The organism is Acidovorax sp. GW821-FHT11A03 (genome assembly GCF_058809075.1).
Genome location: NZ_JBXASG010000008.1, coordinates 156623 through 173439, shown reverse-complemented (window position 1 = coordinate 173439; position 16817 = coordinate 156623). Strand labels below are relative to the sequence as shown.

The window sequence follows — 16817 nt, the reverse complement described above, 5'->3', positions numbered from 1 at the left end:
CACGGAGGGCCACCCGAAGCACCCTGGGTACCGATAATCGATACCCATGAGCACCACCGCCGACCTCGTTGCCGCCCTGAAAAAGGAACTCAAGACCGCGCAGATGACCTACGCGGACTTGGCCCAGGCCCTGGGCATGGCCGAGTCCAGCGTCAAGCGCATGCTGGCCAAGGGCGACATGCCGCTGTCGCGCATCGACGCTATCTGCCGCGCGCTGGCGCTGGACTTCGCCGACCTGGCGCGCCGCGTGGCCGACAGCCAGCCCTTGCTCAAGGAACTGAGCCAGGAGCAGGAGCGCGCGGTGGTGGCCGACAAGAAGCTGCTGCTCATGGCCATCTGCGTGCTCAGCCAGTGGACGCTGGAGCAGGTGACCACCACCTACCGCCTCACCGAGGCCGAGGGCATCAAGTACCTCGCGCAGCTCGACCGCATCGGCATCATCGAGCTGCGGCCGCTGAACCGCTACCGCCTCAAGCTGGCCAAGACCTTCCGCTGGCGGCCCCACGGGCCGGTGATGAACTACTTTCGCGAGCATGCGCTGCTCGACTATTTCGCGGGCGGCTTCGACGGCCCGGGCGAAGGCGTGCTGCTGGTGCACGGCACCATCAGCCGGGGCCTGGCGCCCGCCTTCATGGAGCGCATGCAGCGCGTGGCGCAGGACTTCGCGCAGCAGCACCTGGCCGACCAGAAACTGCCGCCGCGCGAGCTGGAGGGCTACACCCTGCTGCTGGCCATGCGCAGCTGGGAGTTCGAGGCCTTCACCGGGATGAGACGACTCCCCCCCTGAGCCGCTGCGCGGCGTCCCCCGCGGGGGACGCACCCGGTGGCCCGGCAAAGCCGGTTCCACGGGTGCACCGGCCTTGGGCGCGCCGGTTTCGGAGGGCGATGGCATGGCATGGCGGGGGGCCGGGCGAGCCAGCACAAACACTATCGTTTTGATAGCTTCTTGCGCTTTACCGACAAGCGGTAGAGGGCTAAAAGGTGCTCAGAACAGCCGCCTCCAGCGCACCGAATGCCCGTTTCAGCGCCGGTTGACTCTTTAATGTGAATACACTATTCTTTAAATAGTAAATTTTACCAATTTAAAGATATTAAATGAAGACCACCCGCCAGCAGCAAGATGCCACCCGCCGCCAGATCGTGGCCAGCGCGGTGGACCTCATGACCCGCCAGGGCTTCGACGGCACGACGATGAAGGACATCGCCCGCGCCGCCGGCATTGGCGACGCCACGATCTACAAATACTTCCCGACCAAGGACCGCATCGTGCTGGGCTACCTGGACGACGTGGCCCACCAGGCGCTGGCCGACACCCTGCAGACGCCCGGCTTCGCGGGCTACGGCCTGCAGGAAAAGCTGCAGCGCCTGACCGACGCGGTGCTGGAGCGCCTGCTGGCCGACCGCGAGTTCGTGGCCCAGGTGCGCACTCTGGCGCGGCGCTCGCCGCTGTCGATGCTGGCCGAGCCCCTGGCGGCGCGGCACAGCCTGCGCGAGGCCGTCGCCAGCTTTCTGGAAGCCGCGGAGGCCAGTGGCGAAATCGAGCCCTGCGACTTCAAGGGCATGGCGGGCGGGCTGTACACCGACTACCTGGCCGGTGTGGTGACGTACTGGCTGGCCGACACCTCCGAGGAATTTGCCGACACCACGCAGCTGGTGGACCTCTCGCTCGGCGTGCTGGTGCAGGCGCTGCGCGGAGGGCTCGTCAACCGCGTGTTGCAACTGGGTGGCTTTGTGCTGCGCAGCCAGATGGCCCGCATGGTGCAGCACAGCAGCGGCCTGATGGGCATGCTGCACCTAGCCAGACAGGCCATGGCCAGCGCACCGCCCGGCCCGGCCCCCGCCTACACGGCAGCCGCTGAACCATCCCGGTCGCCGGAGCCTTCCAAACCGCCGCGTGCGCCGCGCAAACCCCGCGCTGCCAGCCCGACACCCGCCGCACAGCCAGTGGCCACGCCCCGCAAGAGGAAGTCCGCATGACCACCGCCCCCGCCGTGCGCGAAATCCAGGTGCCCCCAGGCACCGTCATCCATGCCACCTTGCATGACGCGGATTTTTTTGACGCCTTCACAACGACCGATCCCCGCCCCGCCGCCAGCGCATTGCAGACCTGGCTGGAGGTCTTGGCCAGGACACCGCGGTGGACGGAGCAACTTCTGGCAGTCCGCAACAAGCTGGTGCGGCTGGTGGGCCTCAAGGGCGTGGGGCAGTTGCAGGACGTGCATCCGCTTGCCAGCGGAGCCTCTCCAACCAATGCGCGCAGCTACCGCGTCGGAGACCGCGTGGGCATCTTCCTCATCCGCCATCTGAGCGACACCGAAGTGGTGATGGGGCAGGACGACAAACACCTGGATGTGCAGGTCTCGCTGACCAAGCACGGCCAGCCTGGCAGTGCCCCCACGGTCGTCATCAGCACCGTGGTGCACATCCACAACACGCTGGGCCATGCCTACATGGCCGTCATCACGCCGTTTCACCGCCGCATCGTGCAGGCCATGCTGCAACAACTGGCCGCTTCAAACCATGGCCCGCGCTGACCCGCCGCGCACCAGCCGGCTTGCGCGCGGCACCATCACGGGCCTGGCGGCGGCACGCATCGGCATGGCCCAACTAGGCCATCGCGTGCGCAGCACGCCGTCTGCCCAGGCGCAGGCCGACCACGAGGCCGCCCTGGGCCGCATCCTCTTTGGCGCCCTGGGCCAGCTGCGGGGTTCGGCGCTCAAGGTATCGCAGCTGCTCAGCATGCACCCGGGCCTGCTGCCCGACGGCGTGCGGCAGGAGCTGGCGCGCGCCCACCACCAGGCGCCGCCGCTCAACCGCGCGCTGGTGGGGCGCGTGTTCCGCCAGGCCTTCGGCCAGGAGCCCGAGGCGCTGTTCGACCACTTCGAGCCCACGGCCTTCGCCGCCGCCAGCCTGGGCCAGGTGCACCGCGCACAGCTGGCGGGCCACGGCACGGTGGCCGTCAAGGTGCAGTACCCCGGCATTGCCGCCACCATCGCCAGCGACATGCAGCTGATGCGCACCGCGCTGCGCGCGCTGGCCCACACCGACATGCCCCTGCCCGCCAGCACCGTGGTGGACGGCGTAATGGCCGAGATCGAGGCCACGCTGCTGCGCGAGGTGGACTACCTGCAGGAAGCCGAGCAACTGCAATGGTTTGCGCAGCACGCGGCTTTGCCCGGCGTGGCGCTGGCGCGGCCCATCCTGTCGCACACGCGGGTCCAGGTGCTCACGCAGCAGTTCCTGCCGGGCCAGCACCTGCAGGCCTGGCTGGCCACGCAACCCACACAGCAGCAACGCGATCAGGCCGGGCAGCACCTGTGGGACTGGTTCATGCACTGCACTTTTGTGCTGGGCCGGGTGCATGCCGATCCGCACCCTGGTAATTTTCTGTTCGCCCCCGATGGCACGGTGGGTGTGCTCGACTTTGGCTGCACGCGCAGCCTCTCCGACGGGTTTCGGGCGCAAGTGACACAGGCGTGGTCCGCACTGCAGCGCCCTCCCTCCGACCCGCAGCGCGACGCGCTGGTGCTGCAGGCCTACCAGGCACTCGGGCTCGTCAACGCCGGCCTCTCCGTGCAGGCCTACGCCGCCGAACTCGCCCCCGCACTGGCTGACATGCAGGCCTGGCAGATGGAACCCTTCACGCAGGCGGTTTTCGATTTTGGCGCCAAGACGCCGCCACCCATCACCGCCGCCCGCCACCAGCGCGTGCTGGGCGATCATCTGGTGCAGGTGCCCGGCGAAATGCCGGCGTTCGAGCGCATGTGGATGGGCCTGATGCACCTGCTCACGGGGCTGGGTGCACGGGTGCGCACGCATTGCCCCGCCCTTCTTTCTTCCTAGGAACCCGCCCACATGACCACCCTGACCTCCCCCTCCCCTCGCTCTGCGGCCATGCCGCCTCGCAGCCGCTGGAAGGGCCCGTGGATGCTGGCCGTGGCGCTGCTGCACACGCTGTATGCCGCCGTCGTGTTTCCGACCCAGCTGCAGGAGATCGTGCGGCGCGGCGTTTTCAACAGCGTGCAAAAAGACCCGACCGTGGGCGCCGTGGTCTGGTTTGTGCTGTTCGGCGTGTTGTTCGCGCTGCTGGGCTGGGCCATCCTGCTGGCCGAACGCAACACAGCCATGGCGCCCGTCCCCATGCGCGGGCTCGGTGCCGGGTTGCTGGCACTCACGCTGCTGGGCATCGTGCTCATGCCCGCCTCGGGCTTCTGGCTGGCGCTGCCGCCCGCGCTGGCCCTGTGCTGGCCCCCAAGGCGCTGAAGGCGACGAAGACGGATCGCCGCGCCGCGTCTGCACCTTCCACGGCCACCCTGATTGACTTGAAAACTGTCCATGATGAATACTGCGCTGGTACTGGCAGCCGGGGGCCTCGCCCTGGTGGGCGTTGCGCACTCGGTGCTGGGTGAATTCCTCGTGTTTCGCGCACTGCGCACGCAGGGCGTGGTGCCCACCGGCGGCAAGCCCGTGCTGCACGAGCGGCAGGTGCGCATCCTGTGGGGCACCTGGCACCTGGCCACCGTGCTGGGCTGGGCCCTCAGCGCCCTGCTGTGGCGCCTGGGGACCGTACCCGGGGATGCCAACCTGGGGGCCTGGGTGGCTGACGTGGCCGGGCTGGCCACCTTGGTCAGCGGAATGCTGGTGTTCTATGCCACCGAGGGCAGGCACCCTGCATGGTTTGCCTTGCTGGTGGTGGCGGCCCTGGTGTGGTGGCGTTGACACGCGCAGGCCTGCACCGGACGGCCGCCTGCACGCCCCGGCGTGAAAGAAATCACGAAAAGCCCCGCCTTTGCCGCCACGGGAAACACAACTTCACAAGACTTCGCAATTCGCCTACACCGTCTTGACGCAGCATCTGCACCATGAAGTCTCCGGTTCCGCAAGGAATCATTTTGAGGAGACCATCATGGCCCGCAATGCACTCGCCGCTGCTTCCATCGCCCTGCTGTCGCTGGGCGCCGCGACCGTGGCGCAGGCACAGACCAGCGCCACCGTCGTCATCCAGTCGGGGCAGCCCCACCACTACCAGGCGCCGCCCGCGCCGGTGATGGTGCAGTACGGCCCACCCCCGCCACCGCGCTACGAAGTGGTGCCCCGCCCCCGCCGCGACATGGTGTGGGTCCCTGGGTACTGGGACTGGCGCGGCCACCGCCACGTCTGGATCCAGGGCCACTGGGTAAAGGCCCGCCCGGGCTACTACTACCGCGAGCCCCGCTGGGTGGAGCATGGGGGCCGCTGGGAAATGCGCCCCGGCGGCTGGGACCGCGATGGCGACGGCATCCCCAATCGCTATGACCGCGACCGCGATGGCGATGGCATTCCCAACCGCTACGACCGCGACCATGACAGGGACCGCGACGGCGTGTCCAACCGCCACGACCGCGACCGCGACGGCGACGGCGTGCCGAACCGCCACGACCGCCGCCCGGACAACCCCTATCGCAATTGACGGGGCCTGAGCGCCGCCCGCCCCCCGAGGGCGGCGGGCGCGCCAGGAACTGGCCCTCACCGCCTACGCACACCCCCGCAGGGCGCCTACGCGGCCCGGCTGCCCGTGCCGCCACCATGCAGTGACCGCTTCCGCAAGGAACATCAGGAGAATCCCATGACCTTCATGACCCGCAAGACATTCACCGCAGCCTCCATCGCCTTGATGGCGCTGTGGACCCTCCCGCAGGCGCATGCCGCCACGCAGGGCACCGTCATCGTCCAATCGGGCCAGCCGGAGCGCAGCTACCACGCCACGCAGTACCAGGTGAGGCCCGCGCCCCCTCCCCCCCGCCATGAAGCCGTGCCCCGCCCCCGCCGGGGCCAGGTGTGGGAAGAAGGCCACTGGGAATGGCGTGGCAACCGCTACCAATGGGTGCGCGGCCACTGGGTGCAGGCCCGCGCCGGCCACCAGTATCGCCAGCCGCACTGGGTGGAACGCGAAGGCCGCTGGGAGTTTCAGCGTGGCGGCTGGGACCGTGACGGCGATGGCGTCTCCAACCGCCATGACCGCGACCGGGACGGCGACGGCGTACCGAACCGCCGCGACCAGCAGCCCGACAACCCGCGCCGCAACTGACCCCACGCCCGGCGCGCGCGCCGCGCAGGGCGCCGCCGGTCAGCCCAGTTGAAGTTCGGCGCGCCCCAGGCCGGGAAACTCAGCCACCACCACCGTGCCCGGCGCCACCATCACGGTGCCGGTGCAGGACCCGGTGGTCACCCACTGTCCCGCGCGCAGCCCACCCAGGCTGTGCGCGCCGCCATTGGCCAGCCAGGCGAGCAGGCGCAAGGGATCGCCCGCCGGGTTGCCCCAGCCAGCGTGCCGCACGGCCTGCGCGCCATTCACCGACAGCACCACAGGCTGCCGCATCGGCTGCACCGACTGCGCGCTCTCCGCTCCCGACCCCACGATGAGTGCGCCATGGCAGGCCTGGTCGGCCAGCCGGCTCCACTCGCCTTGCTGCGCCCAGGCGGCGTAGCGCGTGTCGCAGACCTCGATGGCCGCCCGCACCGACGCCACGGCGGACAGCACCTCGGCCTCGCTGTAGGGCTGCGCCCGGGCAGGCAGATCGGCACCCAGTTCGTACACCAGTTCCGCCTCCACACCCAGCACGGCGAAGCCCGCGCAGGACAGGCGCACCACGCCCCCGCCGGCCATCGCAAACACCGAATCGCGCGCCAGGGCCGCCCGCGCAGGCAGCGCCTGCGGCGACGCCGCGCCCACCTTCCAGCCCGCGATCTCGCCGCGCTCGCGCACCACGGCGTCCTGCACGGCATAGGCCTGGGCAGCGTTCTGGGGACGCAATGCGGCGGGCAGGTCGAGCGGACGGGGCGTGCGCCCCAGGCGGGCCATGGTGAGCACGGCCGCGCTGGTCAGCGGATCAAAGGCGGTATCGGGCATCAAGGCGTCCTGGAGAGAAAGGCGAAGGTTCCGGCGGATTATGGCCAACCCCGTGCCCGCAGCATCAGCAACGATTGCGGCTCATTAGCGCGGACAAAGCGGTTTTTGCGCGATGCGGGCTCCTAGAATGGCCCCCGCAGGAGAGTCAGCGGCCCCGCCCGCTTCACCGAAGGCGCAAACTCCCATACACGCTCAGGTCCCGTACTGCACCATTCATCAAAGCCGTCTGGAGAGCCGCTTCGCGCAACGCGAAGCGCACCGAAGGAGCAAACCGCGCGCCATGTGGGCCGCGCGGTGAATCTCTCAGGTACCAAGGACAGGGGGAGCGGCAGCTTGGGCATTCATGCGCCAGCTGCACGCTATTGAATTCATAGCTGCCAGCGCATGTTGTTCTAGCGCCAGAGCCCAGAAAGGCTTTGAAAATCATGCGCGTGATCGTTTTGGGCGCCGGCTTGCTCGGCGTGACTTCGGCTTACTTCCTGCAACAGCGCGGCCACGAGGTGACCGTCATCGACCGCCAGGGTGCGCCCGGCGCCGAGACCAGCTTCGCCAACGGTGGCCAGATCTCGGTGAGCCACGCGGAGCCCTGGGCCAACCCGAGCGCGCCGCTCAAGGTGCTGCAGTGGCTGGGCAAGGAGGATGCTCCACTGCTGTTCCGCCTGCGCGCCGACATGCGGCAATGGCTGTGGGGCCTGTCCTTCCTGCGCAACTGCACGCCCGCGCGCACGCGCCACAACATCGAGCAGATCGTGCGCCTGGGCACGTACAGCCGTGACACGCTGCAGCAGCTGCGCGCGGCCACCGGCCTCCAGTACGACCAGCGCACGCAGGGCATCCTGCACTTCTATACCAACCAAAAGGAATTCGACGGCGCCCTGGCCCCTGCCGAGCAAATGCGCCAACTCGGCTGCGAGCGCCAGGTGATCAGCGCCGACGAGGCCGTGCGCATCGAGCCTGCCCTGGCCCATATCCGCCAGCAGCTGGCCGGAGCCACCTACACGGCCGAGGACGAATCCGGCGACGCCAACCAGTTCACACGCGAGCTGGCCAAGCTGTGTGAAGAGGCGGGCGTGCAGTTCCGCATGGGCCACCACATCACCGCGCTGCGCGAGGCAGGTGGCCGCATCGACCACGTGGAAGTGACCAATGCCGAAGGCCGCTTCGAGCGCGTGCGCGGCGATGCGTTTGTGCTGGCCATGGGCTCGTTCAGCCCACTGCTCGCGCAGCCGCTGGGCATCCAGCTGCCTATCTACCCGGCCAAGGGCTATTCGGTGACCATGCCGGTCAAGGATGCGGGCAAGGCGCACCAGGTGAGCCTCACGGACGACGAGTTCAAGCTCGTGTTCTCGCGCTACACCAGCGAACGGGGTGGCGACCGCCTGCGCATCGCCGGCACGGCCGAATTGAACGGCTACGACCGCCACCTGAACCAGGTGCGCTGCGACGCCATCGTGCGCCGCGTGGAGCAGCTGTTCCCCGGCGCGGGCGATGCCAGCCAGGCCCAGTTCTGGACCGGCCTGCGCCCCGCCACGCCCAGCAACGTGCCGCTGATCGGCGCCACCAAGGTGGCCAACCTCTTCCTCAACACGGGCCACGGCACGCTGGGCTGGACCCACGCCTGCGGCTCGGGCAAGGCCCTGGCCGACATCGTGAGCGGCCGGGTGCCCGAGGTGGACTTTGCATTCCAGGGTCTGCAGGGCTGCGCTCCCGGCAAGGCGCTGGTGCCATCGCGCACCACGGCCTGAACGGGAGCACAGCGGGGTTGCAGCACCGCCGCGCAGGCGGGCGCTGCCACCACGGGCCAGCGCCCGGCCTACCTGGCAGCGCCCGTGGCGTGCGCCACGAACTGCGCCACGGCCTGCATGTCCTTCTCGCTCATGCGTTCGGCATACGAAGGCATCACGCCGATGCCCGCCTTGAGCGCGCGCAGCACGCGGCCCGCGTCGGGCTTGAGCTCATCCAGCACCGGGCCCACCTGCCCCTCGGCACCGGCGGCCTGCAGCGTGTGGCACACGGCGCAGGCAGGCTGGATCTTGATGAACAGCTCCTTGCCCCGCGCCAGCTCGGCGGCATCCGCCGCCCAGCCGGCACCCGTCCACAGCAGCAGCACGCTCGACATGGCCGCGAGCGCAGGCACGCGCAAATGCTGGAAACCGATGCGCCCCAGCACCAGTGGCACCGCGGATCTGGCACGGCCAGTCCGGGGGGCGCGCGCCCCTCCAGGGAGGAAGGCGCGCAGCGTCTCAGGGGGGCGCCCGGTCACGCTGCGGTCACCGTGACCGCATGGTCGCGCCAGCTCGCGTTGTTGTAGCCGCCCAGGTTTTCCTCGCGCTGCTCGGCCTGCACATTGCCTGCGGCATCGGTGGCGCGGCTGGCCAGCACGTGCGTGCCCGCCGCCAGCGTCACCGGCAGCACGAACTGGCGCCACGCGAACTTGCCCAGATCGGGGCCGATGAGCCGCGCGGCCTGCCAGGTCTTGCCGCCGTCCACCGAGACCTCCACGCCCTTGATGGCCTGCGTGCCGCCAAAGGCCACGCCATGCACCTGCACCTGGCCGGCCTTGAGGGGGCCCTTCTCGGGCAGGGGGCCATTGATCCAGGACTTGACGCCCATCTCCCACACCGACGGCTGGTCGGGGCTGGCCTTGGAGCCGGGGGGCGACATGCGGTAGCCGTGCGACATGATGCGCGCCTGCGACTGTGCGCCGGTGAAGGCCACGCGCTTGACGTACTTGATGTTGTTCACGCCCTGGTAGCCCGGCACCACCAGCCGCAGCGGGCCGCCGTGCGCCAGCGAGATGGGCTCGCCATTCATTTCCCAGGCCAGCAGCGCGTCCTCGGTGGCCTTGATGGGCACGGAGCGCTCCACCAGCACGGACAGCGGGTCCACGCCCTCGGGCAGCTTCTCACCCCCCGTGCCCGTGAGGTAGGCCGCGCCATCGGCGAGCCCGCCCAGCGCCGCCACCACATTGCGCAGCGGCACGCCGCTCCACACGACGCACCCCGCCGCGCCCACGGCCCAGGGCGTGCCGCTGGGCTTGCTGGGGAAGAAGCCACGCCCGTTGCCCGAGCACTGCAGCACGGTGGCCACGGTTTCCACGCCCAGGGTCTTGAGCTCGGCCAGGGTGAGGCTGCGCGGGTTCTTCACGCCTTCGACCGACACCGTCCAGGCGTCCCGGTTGTCCAGGATGGCCGCGTCGGGCGCAGGCAGGTTGTTGCGCACATACAGCTGGTTGGAGGGCGTGATGACACTGGTGCCGAAAGCCGAGCGCCGGGTTTCCAGCGTGCTGCTGCTGTGCACGATGAGCGCATCGGAAGACTTCCATCCCGCGTACGCGGGCAGCGGCTTGGCGGGGCTGGCGGCCTGCTGCGCCCTGGCGCTGCCGGTCCATCCGGCCAGGCCCAGCGCGCTCAAGGCAGCGGCGCTTCCGGCCAGCATGTGGCGGCGCGGCAATGTCATGGAATCTTTCATGGAAACGGTCTCCAAAATAATGATTGAACAGGCAGGCTCGCGACAGCGGTGGGCAGGCCCCCGGCTTTCAGCCTAGGCCGCATTCTGTGCGGCAGCCCCTGCGCACCGCGCGCGACATGGCGTTAGTAAACGTAACAAATACAAAACATCGGAAACATTCGTACGCAGATACGGAGGGCGTGGGCATATTCGCCCTTTCTTTTGAGAGAGGGCGCGCGCCATGAACACTGACTGGAGACCCATGGGCGGCAAGCTCGCGGTGCTGCTTTTCGCGTGCGCGGCCTGTGCCGTGGCGCAGGCCCAGCTCACCGCCATGGTGGCGGTGGAGCCCACGGCCCGCAAGGCGGCCCACTCCATCCTGCGCACGGCCGCCGAGTCCGGGCTCTCCAAGGCGGCCGGCCAGACGGTGGCCCTGGCCACCAGCGACGAACTGGCCGACGTGATGCGCGCCACGCGCAGCGCCAGCCACGACATCTTCATCGGCCCCGCCCAGGTGGCCGCTTCCGCCCTGCAGCGCGGCTATGAACTGGTGGGCGCGACGCAGAAATCGGACAGGTACCTGCTGGTCGGCCTGCCGCAGATCGACGCGGTGCCGGCGATGAAGGGCCGCAGGCTCTACCTGCCCCAGCAGGATTCGCTCTATACCTACATGGCGCGCGGCATGCTCAACGAGGCGGGCCTGTCGTTCCAGGACCTGCGGGCCGTGCAGTACGAGAAGTTTCCCCAGGCGGGACTCACGGCCCTGACGCTGGGCACGGCCGACGCCACCGTGGTGCGGGAGGACGAGTGGGCGGAATGGTCCGCCGCGCACCCGGGCACCGCGCGCGTGCTGGCCACCTCGCAGCCGGTGCCGGGCGGGTTTTCCATCGTGGTGAAGAAGGACCTGCCCGCTGATGCGCGCGGCAAGCTGGCCCAGTGGTTTGGCGGGGCCTCGTCCGCCACCGGCCTGCCCCCGGTCGCCGTGCGCCCCGAGGCCGCGGAGTACCGGCGCGTTGCGGAGCTCGGCCTCTTCACGCCCACCAGCCTGCCCGGGGTGAACCGCATCACCGCGCGCGAGGCGCAGAGCCTGCAGGCCCAGGGCGCGACGCTGGTGGACACGCGCACCGAAAAGGAATTCAAGACCCGGCGCATCCGGGGCGCCGTGTTTGCCGCCTATGTGGAAAAGAGCCTCAAGGACGTGGCGTTCAACGCGGCCCAGGACGATTTCCAGGCGCTCGACAAGATTCCCAGCCTGGACAAGGCCAAGCCCGTGATCTTTGCCTGCAACGGCGCCGAATGCTGGAAGTCCTACAAGGCGGCCAAGGTGGCGGCGGCCAAGGGCTTCAAGTCCGTGTACTGGCTGCGCGGCGGGCTGCCCGAGTGGGACGCGACCGGGCTGCCCACCGAAGGCGGCTGAGCACGCGGCGCACGGGCCGCCACGGACCCCGCGCCAGGCCTGCCCTGCGGCCTGCGCGCCCTGCACCATCGGGTGCCGCGCGCGCAGGCGCCGTGGTCCTTGGGAAACCCGCCGCGCCCCCGTCCTTACAATCCCATACTCATCAACACCCAAGGGCGTGCAAGGCGCCCTTTGTATGGAAATAGCAATACTGTTCGCCCTCATCCTCCTCAACGGCCTGTTTGCCATGTCCGAGATCGCCCTGGTCACGGCCCGCAAAGCCCGGCTGCAGAAGCTGATCGATGAGGGCGATAGCGGCGCCGCCGCCGCCGTGAAGCTGGGCGAGGACCCCACCCGCTTCCTCTCCACCATCCAGATCGGCATCACGTCGATCGGCGTCCTCAACGGTATCGTGGGCGAGGCCGCGCTGGCCGCGCCGCTCGCGTCCTGGCTGGAGTCGCTGGGCGTGCCGCTGCCCTATGGCGGTTATGCGGCCACGGGGCTGGTGGTGGTGCTGATCACGTACTTCTCCATCGTCGTGGGCGAGCTCGTGCCCAAGCGCATCGGCCAGTCGTACCCCGAGACCTTCGCCCGGCTCGTCGCGCGGCCCATCAACTTCCTGGCGCTGGCCACCAAGCCGTTCGTGCTGCTGCTGTCCACGTCCACGCGCACGCTGCTGCGCCTCCTGGGCGTGAAGGAAACCAGCGGCAGCCCCGTGACCGAGGAAGAGATCCACGCCATGCTGGTGGAAGGCACCACGGCCGGCGTGATCGAGTCGCACGAGCACACCATGGTGCGCAACGTGTTCCGGCTCGATGACCGCCAGATCGGCTCGCTCATGGTGCCGCGCGGCGACGTGGTGTGCCTGGACATCGATGCGCCGTTCGAAGACAACCTGCAGCGCATCGAAGAATCCGACCATGCCCGCTTTCCCGTGGTGCGCGGCGGCATGGACAACATCCTGGGCGTGCTCAACGCGCGCCAGTGGCTGTCGCGCACGCTGCGCGACCGCGCCCACGGCCTGACCCAGCAGACGCTGCAGACCGCGCTGTACGTGCCCGAAACCATCACGGGGATGGAGCTGCTGGACAACTTCCGGCTGTCGGACGTGCACATGGCTTTTGTCATCGACGAGTACGGCGAGGTGCAGGGCATCGTGACGCTGCAGGACCTGATCGAGGCCATCACCGGCGAGTTCCAGCCGCGCGACCCCGAGACCTCGTGGGCGCTGCAGCGCGAGGACGGCAGCTGGCTGCTGGACGGCCACATTCCCGTGCCCGAGCTGAAGGACCGCCTGAACCTGGACACCGTGCCCGAGGAGGAGCGCGGCCGCTACCACACGCTCAGCGGCATGATCATGCTGCTGACCGGCCGCCTGCCCAAGGTGACCGACACGGTGCAGTGGGAGAACTGGAAGCTCGAAGTGGTGGACATGGACGGCAAGACCATCGACAAGATCCTGGCCACGCGGCTGACGCCCGAGGAAAAAGCCGAGTCCGACGAGAACGGCGCGGGCTGACCGGCGTTGGCGATTGCGGGGGCTGCCGCACCAGCCCGCCCCCTCTTCTACATCAGGACTGTGAGGGCTCGCCGTCCACAAACACGGTCAACACGCCGGTGTAGCCGTACAGATGGTGGTGGGCAATCTCGCCGCCCGCAAAAAAACCGGCCAGCGGCACATCGCCCAGCGCGTGGCGCACGATCTGCAGTTCGGCGCTGGGGCCGCCAAAATGCGGGCCGCCACGGCCCGAGCAGCTCACGTAGATCGCGCCGCAGATGCGCCGGCCCGCCTGCGGGGCGAGGCTGCCCTGGCCGCCCGCGGCGGGCCCGGCGGCCGCGCCCGCCGCGGCATCCGAGACCAGCGGCACGGGCTCCAGCTCCTCTGGCGACAGTTCCTCGCGGATCTCGGCGCAGATGCGCATGAGGTCGGCGCGCGCCGCGGCCACGTTGCGCTGGCAGAACGCCAGGTGCATGCCGGCCTCGACCTTGTCGGCCAGCGCCACGCCCCGGCGGGCGCCGTCCAGCCCCACGATGTGCCGCACCCGCGTGTCGGTGCCGAAGTGGCCCGTGCGGCGCTGGCCCTGGGGCTGCTCGCCCGCGCTGACCAGGCCCGCCAGCGTGGCGCGCACCTTGCGCAGGGCGGGCTGGGGATCTCCGTCGAGCGTGACGTCCAGCGTCTCCAGCAGCACGTCCAGCGCGGGTTCGCCGTCGAGCTGCAGCACCACGTTCTCCTGCGCGTCGGTGATGGTGCGCAGCGCCCCCACGGGCTGGCAACCCTGCGTGACGCGCGACACCAGCGCCACGCCGGCGCCAAACGCCACGCCCGACAGGCCGCCATCGAACACGCCGCCCGCCGCGCCCTGCCCGGCCATGTTCCCATCGCCCCCCACGGCGAACTGCACGCTCGCGCCGCGGCTTGCGCTCAGGCCCCCAAAGAGATAGCCCGTATCGGTGCGGGCCGCCATCTCCGCCAGCAGTTCGGCCAGCTCGGGCGTCTGGCCATCGGCATGCACCAGCGCGGTGTGCGCGACGAAGCCGCTGGCCGGGTGGCGCGGGTGGTTGGGCAACGGTGCCACGCCCGAGAACACGCGGTACTGGTCGGCGGGTACATCGAGCAGCATCACCGACAGCGCGGGCTCGTCAAAGTACTCGGCATTGTTGGCCGATACGCCCACGCCCACGGTGCCGCTCCAGTCCGTGACCTCGGGCAGTTCGCCACTGAGGTGGTCGAGCAGCGCTTGGGCCTCGCTGGCGTAGTGGTCGGTGATGTAGAGCAAGCCCAGCGTGGGCGCCGAGGCGTATTCGGACAGCGCCATCTGGGCGCGCAACTGCGCCAGAACCAGCGCGGCGGCCATGCGCCACTGGGGATGGGTGGCGTGGCCGGAAGGGAAAAGCTTCATGGTGTGGATCTCCGTGCCAGGGGCGGTGGCGGGGTGTCGGGCCCCCACGGGTTGCCACCCGCCCGCGTTGGCGTCAGCCCGCCCGCTTGCGGGCCGCCGGGCTGCGGGTGCTGCTGCCGGTTTTTTTGGCGGCGGGTTTCGCCGTGGTCTTGCGGGCCGCGGGCTTCTTGGTGGCGGCGGTCTTCCTGGCGGTGCCCGCCGCCGCGGCACGCTTGGCGCCGCCCTGCATGGTCTGCATGCCCTTGGCGGCGAACTGGGTGGCCATGCCGGTGGCCGTCTTGAGGGCTTCCTTGGCGAGGCCCGTGGCCATGTTCTTGGTGGTGTCGATGGCGGTCTGCTTGGCCGCGTCCTTCATGGCGTTGGCGGCGATCTGCTGGAACTGGCCGGTGAGCGCACCCCACCACTGCATCGGGTCCACCACGGTGGGCGCGGCGGCGGCCGATGCCGCCTTGCTGCCCTTTGCCTTGGCCTTGGCGGGCTGGGCGGCGGGCTCGGCGTCCTCGCCTTCGTCTTCTTCTGCTTCTTCGGCGGGGCTCGCGCGGCCCGTGACGCGGGCGGCGGCACCAGCGACGGCGCCGGCCGCGCCGCTCACCGTGTCGGCGGCTTTCTGCACGCCGCTCATCACGGTGTCGGCGGTCTTGAGCTTGAAGGCATTGGCCACGTCACCCATGCTGAAGTTCATGCCCTTGAGCGTGGCCAGGGTCATCTTTTGCACCTCCAGCGCCTGGATGGTGGCGGCCAGCGCGCGCGAGTTCTGCTCCAGCCAGAACTGCACGGCCTTGAGTTCGTCGATGCGCTTTTCGAGCTCTTCCACGCTGATGGTGGGCGCTACCCAGTTGCTCAGGTTGGGCAACTGCGGAATGCTGCTGGACGCCCCCTTGGCCAGGCTCTGCAGAAAGTCAAAACCGGGAACAAGTTTGCCGAAACCGAAATTCGATGTGTCGCTCATGGCCGCTCCGCAAGAGGTGGGTCTGTGGTGGGGTCACAGCTTACTCCAATGCGTTGCGGCCGCGAAGGCAGTGGCGCAGGCCAAATCCTCAGTGTTTGTGCTCATGCGCCTTGGCGCCGCCGGGCGCCGACGTGCCCACGGGCACGCTCAGCTCCAGCTTGCTCTCCGCGCCCTTGGCGTCCTGGAACACCAGCGTGATGGGCACCGAGCTGTCCTTGGCCAGCGGGGCCTTCAGGTCCAGCAGCATGACGTGGTAGCCACCGGGCTTGAGCTCCACGGTCTTGCCCGCGGGCAGGTCCAGCGCGGGCACGGCGCGCATCTTCATCACGTCGCCTTCCATTTTCATCTCGTGCACTTCGGTGACGCCCGCAGCGGGCGACTCGGCGCGCACCAGGCGAGCGCCGTCCCGGGCGGTCAGCTGCATGAATGCTCCGGTGCCCTTCTGGCCCTGCACGCTGGCGCGCGCCCAGGCGCCTTCGACCTTGACGGCGGCGGTCTGTGCCCACGCAGCAGGGGCGCTGGCCAGGGTCGCGGCCAGTGTGGAAACGAGGGCGGCGGTGCGAAGCAGTTTTTTCATGATGGATGTCTTTCGGATATCAGAAGGAAAATTGGATGGAACAAGCCCGTGGGCCTGACTGTCAATGATGGTGGGCAACGCCGCCGCCCGTGGGCAGAATCTCCAGCGCCGCCGCAGGGGACTTCAGGTCCGAAAGTTTCTGGCCCGCCTTGGGCACGTCAGTCCAGTCGTTCCGGCCTTCGGCGCAGGCCTGGCGCACGGGCCAGTACACGGTGCCCGCCTGCTCGGGCGCCTGGGCCACGAGCACGAACTCATCGTAGTGCGCGCTTTGCAGCATGTCCTCCGGGGTCTTGGCCGTCCAGGTGATGCGCACCACGTCCTCGGTGATGCTGCGGCCGTGGCTGGTGTACGGCTGGGCCAGCTTGTCGCGTTGCACATCGAGCGTCCAGCCCGGCTTGGGCATGGGGCGCGCGCCGCGCATGCCGGCCGGGATGTCCACCGCGATCTGCCGCGTGGGCGACGCGCCGCAGCCGTGGCCGACCTTGAAGCTCGCCTTGTAGCTGGCGCCCGCCGGGGCCACCTGGTATTCGAGCACCACATGGGCGGATGCAGAGCCCAAAATGCCTGCAGCGCTTAACAGTAAAGCGGTAGCCGCTATATTTTTCATAGTATTTGATTTCATATTCAGACCTTTCATTTCAACGATGCATTGCATT

The 16817-nt window shown here is 69.2% G+C and carries 18 protein-coding genes and 1 riboswitch; of the genes, 11 read left to right on the top strand and 7 right to left on the bottom strand.

The genetic code is table 11. From position 1 onward, the window contains the following. The first annotated feature begins 46 nt into the window (after window positions 1–46). The 8 genes from AC1RVY_RS20575 (at window position 47) to AC1RVY_RS20540 (ending at window position 6067) form a co-directional block, all read left to right on the top strand. Complete coding sequence (locus AC1RVY_RS20575) at window positions 47–787, top strand: helix-turn-helix domain-containing protein (protein ID WP_218296863.1); 741 nt, start codon at window positions 47–49, stop codon at window positions 785–787. A gap of 308 nt (window positions 788–1095) precedes the next feature. Then, complete coding sequence (locus tag AC1RVY_RS20570) at window positions 1096–1977, top strand: TetR/AcrR family transcriptional regulator (protein WP_492807961.1); 882 nt, start codon at window positions 1096–1098, stop codon at window positions 1975–1977. Continuing rightward, complete coding sequence (locus AC1RVY_RS20565; protein WP_492807960.1) at window positions 1974–2534, top strand: DUF2867 domain-containing protein; 561 nt, start codon at window positions 1974–1976, stop codon at window positions 2532–2534. Before AC1RVY_RS20570 ends, AC1RVY_RS20565 begins: the two co-directional genes overlap by 4 nt. Continuing rightward, window positions 2521–3843, top strand: coding sequence for an ABC1 kinase family protein (locus AC1RVY_RS20560; RefSeq protein ID WP_492807958.1), 1323 nt, complete (start codon window positions 2521–2523; stop codon window positions 3841–3843). Before AC1RVY_RS20565 ends, AC1RVY_RS20560 begins: the two co-directional genes overlap by 14 nt. Before the next feature lie 12 nt (window positions 3844–3855). Beyond that, complete coding sequence (locus tag AC1RVY_RS20555) at window positions 3856–4263, top strand: DUF6463 family protein (RefSeq protein ID WP_255591616.1); 408 nt, start codon at window positions 3856–3858, stop codon at window positions 4261–4263. A gap of 75 nt (window positions 4264–4338) precedes the next feature. Beyond that, a complete protein-coding gene (locus tag AC1RVY_RS20550; RefSeq protein ID WP_218296859.1) occupies window positions 4339–4719 on the top strand; it encodes a hypothetical protein in 381 nt (126 codons plus the stop codon). A gap of 187 nt (window positions 4720–4906) precedes the next feature. After that, window positions 4907–5449: a YXWGXW repeat-containing protein gene (locus AC1RVY_RS20545; protein WP_218296858.1), complete on the top strand. Its 543-nt coding sequence runs from the start codon at window positions 4907–4909 to the stop codon at window positions 5447–5449. A 165-nt stretch (window positions 5450–5614) separates the two neighbouring features. Further along, window positions 5615–6067 carry a thrombospondin type 3 repeat-containing protein gene (locus AC1RVY_RS20540; protein WP_218341312.1) on the top strand — a complete coding sequence of 151 codons (453 nt, stop codon included), beginning with the start codon at window positions 5615–5617 and terminating at the stop codon, window positions 6065–6067. Between the two features lie 39 nt (window positions 6068–6106). On the opposite strand, the gene AC1RVY_RS20535 is transcribed toward AC1RVY_RS20540, so the two are convergent. After that, a complete protein-coding gene (locus AC1RVY_RS20535) occupies window positions 6107–6889 on the bottom strand; it encodes a 2-keto-4-pentenoate hydratase (protein ID WP_218296857.1) in 783 nt (260 codons plus the stop codon). A gap of 216 nt (window positions 6890–7105) precedes the next feature. Beyond that, a riboswitch (glycine riboswitch) is annotated at window positions 7106–7219 on the top strand. A 95-nt stretch (window positions 7220–7314) separates the two neighbouring features. Between AC1RVY_RS20535 and AC1RVY_RS20530 the strand changes: the two genes are divergently transcribed. After that, window positions 7315–8634, top strand: a complete 1320-nt coding sequence (locus tag AC1RVY_RS20530; protein ID WP_218296856.1) for a D-amino acid dehydrogenase — start codon at window positions 7315–7317, stop codon at window positions 8632–8634. Window positions 8635–8702: 68 nt separating this feature from the next. Here AC1RVY_RS20530 and sorU read toward each other — a convergent pair whose 3' ends face one another. Both sorU and sorT read right to left on the bottom strand, forming a co-directional pair. Beyond that, complete coding sequence (sorU, locus tag AC1RVY_RS20525) at window positions 8703–9008, bottom strand: SorU family sulfite dehydrogenase c-type cytochrome subunit (protein ID WP_304505101.1); 306 nt, start codon at window positions 9006–9008, stop codon at window positions 8703–8705. Between the two features lie 140 nt (window positions 9009–9148). Then, window positions 9149–10360, bottom strand: a complete 1212-nt coding sequence (sorT, locus tag AC1RVY_RS20520; RefSeq protein ID WP_218296855.1) for a SorT family sulfite dehydrogenase catalytic subunit — start codon at window positions 10358–10360, stop codon at window positions 9149–9151. A 220-nt stretch (window positions 10361–10580) separates the two neighbouring features. On the opposite strand from sorT, the gene AC1RVY_RS20515 reads away from it, so the two are divergent. Both AC1RVY_RS20515 and AC1RVY_RS20510 read left to right on the top strand, forming a co-directional pair. Further along, the gene (locus AC1RVY_RS20515) at window positions 10581–11756 is read left to right on the top strand and encodes a rhodanese-like domain-containing protein (RefSeq protein WP_255591614.1); all 1176 of its coding nucleotides are present in this window, start codon (window positions 10581–10583) and stop codon (window positions 11754–11756) included. A gap of 175 nt (window positions 11757–11931) precedes the next feature. Beyond that, window positions 11932–13254, top strand: a complete 1323-nt coding sequence (locus AC1RVY_RS20510; RefSeq protein ID WP_218296854.1) for a hemolysin family protein — start codon at window positions 11932–11934, stop codon at window positions 13252–13254. A gap of 52 nt (window positions 13255–13306) precedes the next feature. Here the strand turns inward: AC1RVY_RS20510 and AC1RVY_RS20505 are convergent, their stop codons facing one another. From AC1RVY_RS20505 to AC1RVY_RS20490, 4 genes are all read right to left on the bottom strand, one after another. Next, entirely contained in the window at window positions 13307–14635 is a 1329-nt protein-coding gene (locus AC1RVY_RS20505; RefSeq protein WP_492807955.1) for an FIST signal transduction protein, read from the bottom strand. A gap of 73 nt (window positions 14636–14708) precedes the next feature. Next, entirely contained in the window at window positions 14709–15584 is an 876-nt protein-coding gene (locus AC1RVY_RS20500) for a PhaM family polyhydroxyalkanoate granule multifunctional regulatory protein (protein ID WP_492807953.1), read from the bottom strand. A gap of 88 nt (window positions 15585–15672) precedes the next feature. Further along, a complete protein-coding gene (locus AC1RVY_RS20495) occupies window positions 15673–16161 on the bottom strand; it encodes a copper chaperone PCu(A)C (RefSeq protein WP_218296851.1) in 489 nt (162 codons plus the stop codon). Window positions 16162–16222: 61 nt separating this feature from the next. Beyond that, window positions 16223–16783, bottom strand: a complete 561-nt coding sequence (locus tag AC1RVY_RS20490) for a YcnI family copper-binding membrane protein (RefSeq protein WP_218296850.1) — start codon at window positions 16781–16783, stop codon at window positions 16223–16225. Window positions 16784–16817 lie beyond the last annotated feature (34 nt).

Coding starts and splice junctions, on each gene's coding strand:
- AC1RVY_RS20575 (WP_218296863.1), top strand. CDS start 47: ATGAGCACCACCGCCGACCTCGTTGCCGCCCTGAAAAAGGAACTCAAG.
- AC1RVY_RS20570 (WP_492807961.1), top strand. CDS start 1,096: ATGAAGACCACCCGCCAGCAGCAAGATGCCACCCGCCGCCAGATCGTG.
- AC1RVY_RS20565 (WP_492807960.1), top strand. CDS start 1,974: ATGACCACCGCCCCCGCCGTGCGCGAAATCCAGGTGCCCCCAGGCACC.
- AC1RVY_RS20560 (WP_492807958.1), top strand. CDS start 2,521: ATGGCCCGCGCTGACCCGCCGCGCACCAGCCGGCTTGCGCGCGGCACC.
- AC1RVY_RS20555 (WP_255591616.1), top strand. CDS start 3,856: ATGACCACCCTGACCTCCCCCTCCCCTCGCTCTGCGGCCATGCCGCCT.
- AC1RVY_RS20550 (WP_218296859.1), top strand. CDS start 4,339: ATGAATACTGCGCTGGTACTGGCAGCCGGGGGCCTCGCCCTGGTGGGC.
- AC1RVY_RS20545 (WP_218296858.1), top strand. CDS start 4,907: ATGGCCCGCAATGCACTCGCCGCTGCTTCCATCGCCCTGCTGTCGCTG.
- AC1RVY_RS20540 (WP_218341312.1), top strand. CDS start 5,615: ATGACCCGCAAGACATTCACCGCAGCCTCCATCGCCTTGATGGCGCTG.
- AC1RVY_RS20535 (WP_218296857.1), bottom strand. CDS start 6,889: ATGCCCGATACCGCCTTTGATCCGCTGACCAGCGCGGCCGTGCTCACC.
- AC1RVY_RS20530 (WP_218296856.1), top strand. CDS start 7,315: ATGCGCGTGATCGTTTTGGGCGCCGGCTTGCTCGGCGTGACTTCGGCT.
- sorU (WP_304505101.1), bottom strand. CDS start 9,008: ATGTCGAGCGTGCTGCTGCTGTGGACGGGTGCCGGCTGGGCGGCGGAT.
- sorT (WP_218296855.1), bottom strand. CDS start 10,360: ATGAAAGATTCCATGACATTGCCGCGCCGCCACATGCTGGCCGGAAGC.
- AC1RVY_RS20515 (WP_255591614.1), top strand. CDS start 10,581: ATGAACACTGACTGGAGACCCATGGGCGGCAAGCTCGCGGTGCTGCTT.
- AC1RVY_RS20510 (WP_218296854.1), top strand. CDS start 11,932: ATGGAAATAGCAATACTGTTCGCCCTCATCCTCCTCAACGGCCTGTTT.
- AC1RVY_RS20505 (WP_492807955.1), bottom strand. CDS start 14,635: ATGAAGCTTTTCCCTTCCGGCCACGCCACCCATCCCCAGTGGCGCATG.
- AC1RVY_RS20500 (WP_492807953.1), bottom strand. CDS start 15,584: ATGAGCGACACATCGAATTTCGGTTTCGGCAAACTTGTTCCCGGTTTT.
- AC1RVY_RS20495 (WP_218296851.1), bottom strand. CDS start 16,161: ATGAAAAAACTGCTTCGCACCGCCGCCCTCGTTTCCACACTGGCCGCG.
- AC1RVY_RS20490 (WP_218296850.1), bottom strand. CDS start 16,783: ATGAAATCAAATACTATGAAAAATATAGCGGCTACCGCTTTACTGTTA.